Genomic DNA, 12,640 nt, shown 5'->3' on the forward strand with positions numbered 1-12,640 from the left:
CATGAAGGAGCAACTCATGACCACCATCGACGCCACCGCCCGCCCGACGGGCTTCCTCCGAGACACCGCCTCGGTCTTCGTCCGAGAGTCGCGCCCGCTCGTCCGCGACCCGTTCAGCGTGATCTTCTCGCTCGTGCAGCCGCTCGTCTTCCTCGGGCTGTTCGGCCCGCTGCTGATCGGCGCCTCCGGCGGGGACGCCGCGGGCACGCTGCAGTGGTTCGTGCCAGGCATCCTCGTGATGGTCGCGCTGTTCGGCACGGCCTCGACGGGCGCCAACCTGCTCTTCGAGATGCAGACGGGATCGCACGAGCGCACGCTCGTCGCCCCGCTCTCGCGGAGCGCACTGCTCGTCGGCCGCGCCCTCAAGGAGGTCGTGCCCCTCGTGATCCAGGGCACGATCGTGGTGCTCGTCGCCGTGCCGTTCGGCTTCTCGCTCGACGTGCCCGGGCTCGTCGCCGGCCTCGCGGTGCTCGCCGTCTTCGGCATCGGGTTCGGCGCGCTCAGCTACACGCTCGCCCTCGCCTGCCGCAACCGCGACTGGATGTTCTGGATGGTGCACCAGACGCTGCTCTTCCCGCTCATGATCCTCTCGGGCATGCTGCTGCCGCTCGAGGACGGCCCCGCGTGGATGCAGGTCGCCGCGGCGATCAATCCGCTGAGCTACATCGTCGGTGCCGAGCGAGCGCTCCTCGCGGGCGACTTCGGCGCTCCCGCCGTCATCGGCGGCGTCATCGCCGCCGCGGTGACCTGCGCGATCGGCGTCGTGGTCGGTGTGCGGGCGATGAAGCGGGCCCGCTGAGCCGGCGCACCGGCTGCACCGCCTCGTCCTCGACGGACTACGATTCGTCGAGGACGTTGGCGTGTCGGTGAGGACGGATCATGGTCAGCTTGAACCAGCTCGAGGTGCTCGTCGCCGTCGTCGAGGCCGGCGGGTTCTCGGGCGCGGCGAAGCGGCTCTACATGAGCCAACCCTCGGTGTCGAACCACGTGCGCAACCTCGAGCTCTCCCTCGGGGTGCACCTCGTCGAGCGCACGACCCAGGGGGCCCGGCCCACACCGGCCGGCGACGTCGTCGTCGACCACGCGCGCAGGATCTTCGCGCAGCTCGAGTCCCTCGAGCACAGCATCGCGGGCTTCCAGGGCCTCGAGGCCGGGCGACTCACGGTTGCCGGCACCACGACCCTCGGCACCTACCTGCTGCCCCGCCTCGTCGCCGACTTCACCGCCCGTGCCCCGAAGATCGACTGCCAGATCCGCGTCGGCAACGAGGAGGCCGTCGAGGGGTGGGTGATCCGCGGCGAGGTCGCCCTCGGGCTGTGTATCGGCGAGCCCAAGGAGCCGCTCGACTCCGAGGCGCTGCTCACTGAGGAGATGGTGCTGGTCGCGGCATCCGACTCGCCGCTCGTCGGCAAGCGGCTCGTGCCCGGCGACCTGGCCGGCCAGCGCTTCCTGGTGCGCGAGAAGGGATCGGCCACCCGGCGCCAGCAGGAGGACATCCTGCTGCAATGGGGCCTCGAGTCCGCCGAGCGGTGGGAGATGTGGGGGCCGGACACCCTGAAGGAGGCCGCCTACCAGGGGCTCGGCGTCGCCCTGCTCTCCGAGCATGCGATCGCCCGGGAGCGCTCGATGGGCCACCTCGTCGCCCTCGAGGTCGACCCGGCACCGCCGAGCCGCACCGTCTCGCTCATCCGCCGGGCCGACCGTGTGCTGACGCCGCCCGAAGAGGCGTTCGTGACCCAGCTGCGCGCGATCGCCGTCTGGCCCAGCTGAGGCAGCGCTCGGCGCCCGCGTGGGAGGCGGGCGGAAGAACCCGCGGCGGTCACGGTGGACGGGTGGGGCAGGCGGACACCACCCGCCCACGGCGACCGCCGCGGGCAGCGCTGAGCGGTCAGTACCTGATGCAGGCCGACCGCAGGTCGGTGTAGAAGTTCCACACGTCGGGCGAGCACTCGGGTGCGCCGAGCTGCGACGCCTTCGCGCCCATGTGCGGCAGGTGCGAATAGGCGCCCACGCCGGGACGGTTGACGTGCAGCATGCCCGCCTGGAAGTCCTGCAGCGCCTGGAAGATGCGGGCGGGGTCCTGCGTGAAGATCGTGCCCGACATGCCGTACTTGACCGAGTTGCTGATGCGCATCGCGTCGTCGTAGCCCTCGCACGTGATCACCGAGAGCACGGGACCGAAGACCTCCTCCTGGGCGAGGTGCGAGTCCCACGCCACCTGGTCGAGCACCGTCGGCTGCACGAAGTAGCCGGGCGTCTCGAGTTCCGCAGCGCCTCCGCCGACGGCGACCTCGGCACCATCGGCGACCGCGCGCTCGATCGCGGTGAGGCAGGCGACCTGGCGCTCCTCGTTGACGACCGGTCCGATGTCGGCCCAGTCCTGGTCGCCTGCGCCGATCCGCATCGCCTGCACCCGCGGAACGAGGCGGGAGAGCAGCTCGTCGTGCACCGCCGCGTCGACGATCACCCGGCTGGTCGCGCTGCAGCGCTGCCCGCTCTGGCCGAACGCGCCATGGATGATCGCGTCGGTCGCGGCGTCGAGGTCGGCGTCGGCGAGCACGATCAGCGCGTTCTTGCCGCCGAGCTCGAGCTGGGTGCGCATGAGGCGGTTCGCGCCGGCGCGGTTGATCGCCTGCCCGACGGGCAGCGACCCGGTGAACGAGATGCCGGCGACCCTCGGGTCGTTCACGATCGCCTCGCCCGCCTCGCGGTCGCCCTGGATCAGGTTGAGCACGCCGTCGGGCAGGCCGGCGTCGGCGAACGCCTGCACCAGCAGCGCCGAGGTCCACGGGGTCAGGGGCGACGGCTTCAGCACCGCGCCGCAGCCGGCGAGGAGCGCGGGCGCGACCTTCCACATGGGGATGGCCACCGGAAAGTTCCAGGGCGTGATCAGGCCGACGACGCCGAGGGGACGCCGGAAGGTCATCACGACGGTGCGGGGCTCTTCAGCCGGGGTGGTGACGCCGTTGATGCGTCGCGCCTCGCCGATCGTGAACTCGAGGATCGCGAGGGAGCGGGTGACCTCGCCGCGAGCCTCCGAGAGGCGCTTGCCCTGCTCGCGGGTGATCGCCGCGGCGAAGAGGTCGATGCGCTCCTCGATGAGGCGGGCGGCGCGAGTGAGCACCTTCGCCCGCTCGATCGGGCCGATCGCGTCCCATGCGGGCTGCGCGGCCTCGGCCGCGTCGACGGCGGCGGTGACGTCGGCGGTGATCGACTCCGTGAACGCGCCGATCACGTCATCGGTGTTCGCCGGATTGCGGTTGTCGCGGGTGTCGCCGCTCGCGCTGGCGGTCCAGACCCCGTCGATGTGGTTCAGGAGGTGATCGGACTGGGGCTGAGGCGTCACGTCGGCTCCTTCGGCACGGGTCGGGTCGAGGGTCAGCGGGGGGTGGAGATCGGTCACGAGAGGGCTCCTCGGTCAGTTGGGGCGAACGGCGATGCGCGGCGCGGCACCGGTGCGCGCGAAGGCGACGGCGTCGTCGATGTCTGCAAGGTCGAATGCGTCGGGGATGAGGTCGACGAACAGTTGCTGCGCCGGCGTGCGGCGGAGGAAGTCGATCGCCTCGACGAGGTCGTCGATGCGGTAGTTGTGGCTGCCGACGACGGTCGTCAGGTTCTTGACGTAGCCGCTCGGCTCGAAACTGATCTCGGGCGCCGGCGAGACGGAGCCGACGAGCGCGATCCGGCCGCCCATGTCGACGATGTCGAAGGCCGACTGCACCGCGCGGCTGTTGCCGGAGAGCTCGAAGACGACGTCGGCGCCGTGCTCCTTCGCCGTCGCGGCGAGGTCTTCGGGCGCGACGGCGAAGGTGGCGCCGAACTCCAGGGCGAGCGCCCGTCGGGCGGGATCGATGTCCACCGCGATCACCGTCTCGACGCCGCGGTCCTTGGCGTACGCCACGGCCGTCAGGCCGAGCATGCCGCATCCGAGCACGACGACCACGTCGCCGGCGTCGAGCTCGACGCGCCGGGCCGCGCACGTGACGGTGGCGGTGGCGCAGTTCGCGGGTGCGGCGATGGCCGCGGGCAGATCATCGGGCACCGGCACCAGTCCGGTGCCCGAGATCAGGTGGCAGTGCGAGGCGAAGCCGCCGTTGAGCTTCCAGTGCTCGTCCATCGCCTCGTGGCCGTACTTGCGCAGGGTCGTGCACTTCTGCGGGATCCCCCGGCGACAACGGCGACAGGTGCCGCACGAGGTGCCGATGGTCCAGGTGACCCGGTCCCCGACGGCCAGGGCGCGACCGTCGGGGCCCAGCGCGTCGCCCCCGATGGCGACGACATGGCCGACCGCCTCGTGCCCGAGCACGGTGGGGAGCGGTGTCGGCCGGTCACCGGCGATGGTGTGCAGATCGCTCCCGCAGATCGTCGCGAGCTCGATCGCCACCAGCACCTCCCCGACGCGGAGCTCGGGCAGCGGCTGGGGGTCGACGGAGAATCCCTCGTCGACGCCCGACCACACCGCTGCCGTTGCGACGGTGGTCGTCGACGTCTTCGTCACGTCATTGGCCATGGTCGTCATTGTCCTACTCCTCGTCGGGTACCGGATGGGACCGGGGCGGTCCCGTTTCGCCGGGTGCAGTGAAGCGCGTCAGCGCCTGGTGGAGGTCAGCGCCGGGTGGAGGTCAGCGCCTGATCGTCGAGGCGACGAGCGCGCTGCAGGCGCAGCAGACCGCCACGATCGGGAAGATCAGGCTGGCGTCACCGCCGTTGGCGTCCATAATGTGCCCGATGATCGGCTCGGCGGCACCCGCGAACAGGTAGGAGAAGAAGTTCACCGCTCCGATCGCCGTGCCGGCCATGACCTTGCCGGCGAGGTCGGGGCAGAGCGCCCAGAATGACGACTGCGGGCCGTAGATGAAGAAGCCGCAGAGGAACAGCAGCACGATGCCGAGTGCGGGGCCGGGGTTGAGCAGCCACATCGCCATCGCCGACAGTGCGCCGAGCGACATGAAGAGCATGATGGGGCGGTCGCGGCGGGATCCGAAGAGCCGGTCGGAGAGCTGGCCGTTGACCAGTGCGCCGACGGCCATGCCGACGGGAAGCGAGAGCGAGATCCAGAGGCCGCCCGGGGTCGCCTTCCATTCGTCGCCGAGGAAGAACACCGGAACCCAGATGAGCATGCCGTAGCGGGCCGAGTTCTGGAAGCCGATCGCGATGCCCGTGAGCCAGATCTTCGGGATGCCGAGCACCGTCTTGTAACGGGTGATCGACTTCACCGGGGCCTCCGCCTCGGCGACGTCGAGCGCGCCGACCGACGACGTCGTCGTGGCGATCGTCTTCTCGGCGTGGTCGGCGTCCTTCGTGAAGGACTCCGGGGGGATGACGCCGGCCGACTTGGGGGTGTCGCGAGCGATGAGGTAGAAGGTGATGCCGCCGACGAGCATGAGCAGCACGGGCAGGCGGAACAGCCACTGCCACTCGAGGTCGAACGTGTCGACCACGAGCGTCGACGTCGCGAACACGAGCACCGAGGAGCAGCCCGCCGCGAGCGTGTAGAACCCGAACGTCTTGCCGCGCTCGGAGTGGCTCCACCAGTTGGAGATCACCCGGCCGCCGGCCGACCAGCCCATCGACTGCGCGACCCCGTTCGCACCGAGCATGGCGCCCATGCCGACCGGTGTTCCCGTGAAGCTGGCGCCGACGCAGAACGCGGTCGAGGCGATCGAGCCGACCGTGGCCATGCGACGGCCGCCGAACTTGTCGGAGAGGTTGCCGTTGATGAGCTGGCCGACGGCGTACGACCAGAGCGCGATGCCGCTGATGGCGCCGATCGTCGCCTTGGTCCAGCCGAACTCCTCCTGGATGCCGGGGATCGCGAAGCCGAAGGCCTGGCGCCCGGTATAGAAGAACAGGTACATGAACATGGACGCCAGCAGCATTCGCCACGCCATCTTGCGGAACGTCGGTGCGTCGAGCTGCTTACCGGTCGCCATTGGCCGGTCGATGGTGCTTGACATGGTTACCAATCTCCAAGTCGCAGTCAGCCTGCGGGTTTCAGGGGGTGGGGGGAGAGAGTCACACGGCGGTCAGTGCCGTGTGCTCGTGCTGGGAGACCAGGGTGGTCGCAACCCAGTACGCGTCGTAGTTGTGGATGTAGGCGGGGCGGCCCCACGGCTCGTCGAGCTGTTCCGGGTGGGGCAGCTGCCGGTTGATGATGAACGGGATCTGCAGTTCGCCGAGCGCCCCGTGCGAACGGAGCGGCGCGTCGAGGCCGCTCAGGTCGTGCCACGCGGCGTAGCGGCCGACGGCCGTGCCCTCCTCGCCGAGCACGATGATGTCGCCGATGCGGTCGGCCGGCATCGAGAACGTCTCTGCGGCCTCCTCGCGGGTCAGCGCGACCTGCACGCCGGGGATGAGGCGCAGCGCCTCGATCGTCGCGTCGCGGTCGGCGCCCTCGGGGAGGTAGACCGACGCGAACGAGCCCAGCGCGCCGTGGTGCACGGTGTAGGGATCGGTGATCGGCAGGATGACCCGCAGCCCGTCGGTGCCCGGCTCGACGTCGGAACTGCCGAGGATCGTGCGCACCTCGTCTTCGACGAAGAGCACGTTGGCCTTGCCCGAGGCATCCGTCTTCGCGCTCATGCCGTGGTCGGCGGTCAGCACCACGATCGCCCCGAGCGCCTCGAGCTCCGACGCGTAGCGGTCGATCTCGGCGTAGAGGTCGTTGGCAGGCTCGGTGCCCGGTGCGTTCTTGTGCTGGATGTAGTCGGTCAGCGACAGGTACATGAGGTCGACGTGCCGGCTGCGCAGGATCTCGACGCCGGCGGCGAGCGCGAAGATCGACAGCTCGGCCGAGTAGACGCTCGCGAGCGGCTTGCCGACGAGTTCGAGCACGTTCTCGATGCCGTTGTCTTCGAGGGTGACCTGATCGGCCTTCTCAGCCGAGAAGCAGATCCCGGTGCGCCGCGGCTCGACGAACTCGCCGCTGCCGTCGAGGCTGGGCCCCGCTTCGACGACGCCCGCGCCGAGGAGGCGGCGGAGCTTGTCCTTCGCGGTGACGATGACCACGTCGAGCCCGGCGTCGTTCGCGGCACCGAAGATGGTGGGGGCCCGCAGGAACTTCTTGTCGTTCATGAGCACCTCCTCACCCGTCGTGGTGTCGAAGATGTAGTTGCCGCTGATGCCGTGCACGGCCGGCGGCTGACCCGTCGCGATCGAGATGTTGTTGGGGTTCGTCAGCGCGGGCATGGCGCAGTGCGCCTCCCACGAGCTGGTGTTCGACTCGAGCGACTGCGCGAGCCAGGGCATGCGGCCGGCCTTGATCGCCTCGAGGTGGTAGTCGGGCTCGCTGCCGTCGATGCAGATGACCACGACCGGTGCCTCCGGGGTCGTGTAGGTGCGGTCGTTGACGGTGAAGGTCTCGGCGGTCACGGTTCTCTCTTTCCTCGCTGTGCTCGGGCTGAGTCCACTCTGATCACCGACGTGCGATGCGGGAACCCAGATCGGCGCTATCGGCGCCATAGCGTTCGGCGATGCAGCCCCGGGATCGCCCGATTTCCGGGGCCGGGGGCCGCGCCGTCGCCGTCGCGTACGCTCGTGGGATGCCCCACGACGTCGTGATCCTCGGCGGTGGCCACAACGGCCTCACCGCCGCCGCCTACCTCGCCCGAGCGGGCAAGCGCGTGCTGCTGCTCGAGCGCAGCGACCACCTCGGCGGCGCCGCCGTCTCGGCCGACGCGTTCGAGGGCGTCGACGCGCGCCTCTCGCGCTACTCGTACCTCGTGAGCCTGCTGCCGCAGCGCATCATCGACGACCTCGGCCTCGACGTGCGCCTCGTGCGCCGGCGCTTCTCGTCGTACACTCCCGACCCCGCCGACCCGTCGCGCGGCCTGCTCGTCGACGCCGAGGCCCCTTCGACAGGCTCAGGGAGCACGGCGGCCGCCTTCGCCCGGGTCGACGCCGAACCCGACGCGGCCGCGTGGCAGGCGTTCTACGCCGACACGGCCCGGTTGGCCGAGCGCCTCTTCCCGACGCTCACCGAACCCCTGCCGACCCGCGACGAGGCGCGCGCGCTGCTCGGCGACGAGCGGCTCTGGCGCGAGTTCGTCGAGCGGCCGCTCGGCGAGGTGATCGACGCCCGGTTCACGAGCGACCTCGTGCGCGGCGTCGTCGCGACCGACGGGCTCATCGGCACGTTCACCGAGCTCGACGACCCGTCGCTCGACGCGAACCGCTGCTTCCTGTATCACGTGATCGGCGGCGGCACCGGCGACTGGGACGTGCCGGTCGGCGGCATGGGCGCCGTCACCGGCGAACTCGCGCGCGCGGCCCGCGAGGCCGGCGCCGAGCTCGTGACGGGCGCAGAGGTCGTCGCGGTCGATCCGTCGGGCGAGGTGCGCTGGCGACCCGGAGACGAACCGGGCGAGCGGATGTCGGAGGCGCGCGTCATCCTCGCGAACGTCGCGCCCGCGGTGCTCGACCGGCTGCTCGAAGCGGGTGCGCAGGCCTCACCCGCTTCGGCGACGACGACCGGGGTGCCCTCCGTCGTGCGCGAACGCCTGCGCCACCTGAACGCGCCAGAGGGCGCGCAGGTGAAGGTGAACCTGCTGCTCACCCGGCTGCCGGAACTGCGCGACTCGACCGTCGCCCCAGAGGCCGCGTTCGCGGGCACGTTCCACATCAACGAACTCGCGTCGCAGCTCGAGACCGCCTACGGCGAGGCGGCCCGCGGTCGCATTCCCTCGCAGCTGCCGTGCGAGATCTACTGCCACACCCTGAGCGACCCGTCGATCCTCTCGCCCGAGCTCGCGGCATCCGGCGCCCACACCCTGACCGTCTTCGGCCTGCACGTGCCGCACCGGCTGCTCGAGCGCTTCGGCAACGACGAGCTGCGGGCGCGACTGCAGGCGGCGGTGCTCGCCTCGCTGAACTCGGTGCTCGCGGAGCCGATCGAGGGCGTCATCGCGACGGATGCCGCCGGCAACCCCTGCATCGAGACGAAGACGACCCTCGACCTTGAGGAGGCGCTCGCGATGCCGGGCGGCAACATCTTCCACGGCGGGCTGTCCTGGCCGTGGGCGGAGCCGGGCGCCGCCCTCTCGACGCCGGCAGAGCGCTGGGGCGTCGCGACGGCGCATCCCGGCATCCTGCTCTGCGGATCGGGTGCCGTGCGCGGCGGGGCCGTGAGCGGCATCGGCGGCCACAACGCGGCGATGGCGGTGCTCGAGGCATCCGCCGGCTGATCAGCCGAGCGCGACCCAGCCGACGCCCACGACCACCGCGACGATGCCGAGCACGAGGCTCGGAACGAACGCCTCCTTGCGCTTCACGTGCAGGGCGACGGCGAACACCATCGTGATCGCGAGCGCGAACGCCGCAACGGGCGTGAGCCACGGCAGGATGCCGGTGGCGGCGGGCAGCACGAGGCCGATCGCTCCCAGCACCTCGACCAGGCCGATGGTCTTGAGCTGGCCGGCGCTCACGTCTTCGACCCAGGGCATGTTCGCGAGCACGGCCTCGCGCGACTTGGTCGCCTTCATGGTGCCGGCCATGCCGAACAGGAGGGCGAGCAGGCCGGTGACGATCCAGAGTGCGATGAGCAAGGTCTCTCCAAGTGTTGGTTACTGTTCGTGCGTAACGCACGAACGGTGACACTAACGCATGGAGGCCACGCACTTCACCGTGCGTGACGCACCACGAGGTGCGTAACGCGGTGCTCTCGGTCGAGCCTGTCGAAACCGGGTTGAGCCTGTTCTGTGGGTCGAGCCTGTCGAAACCGGGTTTCGACAGGCTCAACCAGTTGAGTTCGGTGACCTAGAAGACGAAGACCTGGCCGAGCACCATGATGGCGATGATGAAGAGCGCGATGATGGCGCCCACGACCGCCAGCGACTTCACCGAGAGCTTCGCGACGAGGTAGCCGACGAGGAACGGCAGCGCGAACAGGAAGATCGTCACGGTCCACCAGAAGAACTGGTAGCCGCCCTGGGTCGCCTCGGAGAGTCGACCGGCGAAAAGCTGCTGGGAGTGCGGCGTCGTCGCGAACGTGAACGCGGCCGACAGCGGAATGGCGATGAATGCGAACACGACCAGACCGGCGAGTGCGCCCCAGAGGCCGGCCTTGTTGTTCTCGGGGTCGATGTCGAGCGTCTCTTCTCTACTCGCCGACCGCCCGCTCGACGACGTCTTCACGCCCGATGATGTCTGCCCACTCGACGCACGCTTGCGTCCCCCACTCGATCCCATGGCCACACTCTAGTGGGCGGCGGGCCGCTCTGGCGGTTGGCGCGCAGCGGGATTAGCCTGAGGGAACGAGCGAACGGGGGGCCGAGATGACCGCGAGACCGACCGGGCACTACGTGCTGAAAGACGACGGCCTGTACCTGCAGTTCGACCGCCTCTTCCACGCTCCCATCGAAGACGTCTGGTTCAGCCTCACGAATCCGAACGCCATGCGCGCCTGGATCGGCACGTACACCGGCAGCCCGGCGACCGGCGGCGTGCGGTTCCGCATGGAGGCCGAAGGCGAGGGCGAGTGGCAGAATGTCACGATCCTCGAGTGCGCGGCGCCGCACCGGTTCACCGCCGACTCGGGCCCCGGCCCGACGGGCATCCGAGTCTTCTGCCATCTCGTCGAGGGCGGGGGCATGACGACGCTCACGCTCGGTCAGCGCCTGCGCGACCCCGCCGAATCGGCCGACATGGGCCCCGGGTGGGACTACTACCTCGACCGACTCGCGGCCGCCCGCGCCGGCATGCCGCAGCCCGCATGGGAGACCTACTACCCGGCGTTCGCCCGGCACTACCGGGAGCTCCAGGTTCCGACCGCCGCGAACAGCTGAAGCACGCCTCGGCGCGCTCCCCTGCGGCGGAGCCGCGCCGCCCTCGACCGACGCCGTGCTGAAGCACGCTCCGGCGCGCTCCCCGGCGGCGGAACGGCCCCGCCCTAGACTGACGCCGTGAAGAGCATCGAACGCCAGGCCCGCGAGTCCACGGAAACCGCGGGCTGGCGCGCACGCAACGCGAACCTGATGGCCGACAAGCCGTTCCAGTGGGCGTTCGTCGCGACCCTCGGCGTCGTGGTCGCGCTCGGCATCGCCGCCGCGTTCGCGAGCATCTCGAGCGTCGTCTTCTCGGTGCTCGCCGCCGCGTTCGTCACGCTCGGGCTCGACCCGCTCGTGCGCTGGTTCGAGCGCCGCGGCCTGAAGCGCGGCGCCGCCATCGTCACCGTCATCATCCTGTTCATCGTCGTGATCGCCGGCATGCTCTGGCTCGTGCTGCCCATCGTCATCACCCAGGCGAGCGCATTCATCAACAGCCTTCCCGCCATGTACAAGGACCTGCAGACGCAGGACTGGTTCCAGGACGCGCAGGCCGGCTCGGGCGGCGTGCTCGGCTCCGTCTACAAGTGGGTCGTCGACACCATCAGCGACCCGAACTTCTGGGCGACCATCGGCGGCGGCGCACTGAACGTCGGCTTCGCGATCATCGGCGGCCTCTCGAGCGCGTTCTTCATCTTCATCCTGACGATCTACTTCACGGCGACCCTCGACTCGTCGAAGCGGGCGATCTACACACTCATCTCGGCGTCGCACCGCGAGCGCGTCGTCGGCTACGCCGAGCGCATCATGCAGAACGTCGGCCGCTACCTCAGCGGCATGGTCGTGCTCGCGTTCTTCAACGCGGTCTACAGCTTCATCCTGCTGCTGCTCGTGGGAGTGCCGTTCGCGCTCGTGATCGCGGTGGCGGCATTCTTCATCACGCTCATCCCGCTCATCGGAACGGTGCTGACGACGGCGGTCATGACGGTGATCGCCCTGTTCGTCTCGCCGGTGGCGGCCCTCATCGTGCTCGTCTTCATGCTCATCTACATGCAGGTCGAGGCCTACATCCTCACGCCGAAGGTCATGAGCAAGGCCGTGCAGGTGCCCGGCTCGATCGTGCTCATCGCCGCGCTCGCGGGCGGCACGCTCGGCGGGCTGCCCGGTGCGCTCGTCGCGATCCCCGTCGCCGCCGGCATCCTGCTCATCATCAAAGAGGTCGTCGTGCCGAAGAAGGCGCGTAGCTAGCGGTCAGTTCCAGATCGACGGCGCCGCCGCGCGAGTGGCGGGCAGCGCGACATCCGTGCCCCATCGCTCCATCCAATCGGGGATGTCGTCGGCGTCCGAGACACCGAGCGCCTCGACGATGTCGGACATCGGCACCGTGCCGCCGCCCTTCTTGAGGAACCGCGCGCGGATGAACCCCTGCGCGTAGATCTCGGGCTCGCCGTCGGCGCCGGGCCGCACATAGCGCTGCTCCATGTAGACGGCCTTGTCGTCGTGGCCGACGAGCCGCGACTCGATCGTGAAGCGCTGCCACAACTGCAGGGACTTGCGGAACGTGACCGTCTCGCTCGCGACGACGGGGTACCAGTTCTTCTCGCGCATCATGGCCCAGACGCCGTTGCGCACGAGCATGTCGAAGCGCGCGACATCCATGATCGAGAAGTAGACGCCGTTGTTCATGTGCCGGTTGATGTCGAGGTCGGTCGGCAGGGTGATGAAGTTCGTGCGGGCGACATCCCAGTGCCCGAGGTCGGGCTTGCGCCGAGACAGGAACAGCACGTGGAGCAGGGTGCGGAAGAACATGTGCATGATCCACGACTGTATGACGAATTCATGGTGGATCATCCGACATTGGCGGAAGCCACAGTCGCGCG

Annotated in this window: 12 protein-coding genes; 5 read left to right on the forward strand and 7 right to left on the reverse strand. The window is 69.7% G+C overall.

The window, feature by feature from the left end:
* The first annotated feature begins 16 nt into the window (after nucleotides 1-16).
* Both ESP57_RS09590 and ESP57_RS09595 read left to right on the forward strand, forming a co-directional pair.
* Nucleotides 17-799 (forward strand): ABC transporter permease, encoded by a 783-nt coding sequence (locus tag ESP57_RS09590; RefSeq protein ID WP_129231358.1) that lies wholly within the window; start codon nucleotides 17-19, stop codon nucleotides 797-799.
* Nucleotides 800-879: 80 nt separating this feature from the next.
* Complete coding sequence (locus ESP57_RS09595; RefSeq protein WP_056006486.1) at nucleotides 880-1,770, forward strand: LysR family transcriptional regulator; 891 nt, start codon at nucleotides 880-882, stop codon at nucleotides 1,768-1,770.
* Nucleotides 1,771-1,888: 118 nt separating this feature from the next.
* Here ESP57_RS09595 and ESP57_RS09600 read toward each other — a convergent pair whose 3' ends face one another.
* The 4 genes from ESP57_RS09600 to phnA all read right to left on the reverse strand — a co-directional run bounded on the left by ESP57_RS09600 (nucleotide 1,889) and on the right by phnA (nucleotide 7,371).
* Nucleotides 1,889-3,403, reverse strand: a complete 1,515-nt coding sequence (locus ESP57_RS09600; protein WP_200941672.1) for an aldehyde dehydrogenase family protein — start codon at nucleotides 3,401-3,403, stop codon at nucleotides 1,889-1,891.
* A gap of 15 nt (nucleotides 3,404-3,418) precedes the next feature.
* Complete coding sequence (locus ESP57_RS09605) at nucleotides 3,419-4,510, reverse strand: zinc-binding dehydrogenase (RefSeq protein WP_207904520.1); 1,092 nt, start codon at nucleotides 4,508-4,510, stop codon at nucleotides 3,419-3,421.
* Between the two features lie 112 nt (nucleotides 4,511-4,622).
* On the reverse strand, nucleotides 4,623-5,957 hold the full coding sequence (locus tag ESP57_RS09610; protein ID WP_129231360.1) for an MFS transporter: 1,335 nt from the start codon (nucleotides 5,955-5,957) through the stop codon (nucleotides 4,623-4,625).
* 58 nt (nucleotides 5,958-6,015) lie between these two features.
* Nucleotides 6,016-7,371 carry a phosphonoacetate hydrolase gene (gene phnA / locus ESP57_RS09615; protein WP_129231361.1) on the reverse strand — a complete coding sequence of 452 codons (1,356 nt, stop codon included), beginning with the start codon at nucleotides 7,369-7,371 and terminating at the stop codon, nucleotides 6,016-6,018.
* Nucleotides 7,372-7,541: 170 nt separating this feature from the next.
* On the opposite strand from phnA, the gene ESP57_RS09620 reads away from it, so the two are divergent.
* Nucleotides 7,542-9,182: a phytoene desaturase family protein gene (locus tag ESP57_RS09620; protein WP_129231362.1), complete on the forward strand. Its 1,641-nt coding sequence runs from the start codon at nucleotides 7,542-7,544 to the stop codon at nucleotides 9,180-9,182.
* On the opposite strand, the gene ESP57_RS09625 is transcribed toward ESP57_RS09620, so the two are convergent.
* Together ESP57_RS09625 and ESP57_RS09630 are read right to left on the reverse strand one after the other, a co-directional pair.
* Complete coding sequence (locus ESP57_RS09625) at nucleotides 9,183-9,542, reverse strand: DoxX family protein (RefSeq protein WP_056006501.1); 360 nt, start codon at nucleotides 9,540-9,542, stop codon at nucleotides 9,183-9,185.
* Between the two features lie 211 nt (nucleotides 9,543-9,753).
* Nucleotides 9,754-10,185, reverse strand: a complete 432-nt coding sequence (locus tag ESP57_RS09630; RefSeq protein ID WP_235507619.1) for a hypothetical protein — start codon at nucleotides 10,183-10,185, stop codon at nucleotides 9,754-9,756.
* An 86-nt stretch (nucleotides 10,186-10,271) separates the two neighbouring features.
* Here ESP57_RS09630 and ESP57_RS09635 point away from each other — a divergent pair, with 86 nt between their 5' ends.
* Nucleotides 10,272-10,781 (forward strand): SRPBCC domain-containing protein, encoded by a 510-nt coding sequence (locus ESP57_RS09635; RefSeq protein WP_056006510.1) that lies wholly within the window; start codon nucleotides 10,272-10,274, stop codon nucleotides 10,779-10,781.
* Nucleotides 10,782-10,898: 117 nt separating this feature from the next.
* Nucleotides 10,899-12,008: an AI-2E family transporter gene (locus tag ESP57_RS09640; protein ID WP_056006512.1), complete on the forward strand. Its 1,110-nt coding sequence runs from the start codon at nucleotides 10,899-10,901 to the stop codon at nucleotides 12,006-12,008.
* 3 nt (nucleotides 12,009-12,011) lie between these two features.
* Here ESP57_RS09640 and ESP57_RS09645 read toward each other — a convergent pair whose 3' ends face one another.
* On the reverse strand, nucleotides 12,012-12,575 hold the full coding sequence (locus ESP57_RS09645; protein ID WP_129231363.1) for an acyl-CoA thioesterase: 564 nt from the start codon (nucleotides 12,573-12,575) through the stop codon (nucleotides 12,012-12,014).
* Between the last annotated feature and the right edge of the window lie 65 nt (nucleotides 12,576-12,640).

The sequence above is a fragment of the Agromyces fucosus genome, from assembly GCF_004134865.1.
GTDB lineage: Bacteria > Actinomycetota > Actinomycetes > Actinomycetales > Microbacteriaceae > Agromyces > Agromyces fucosus.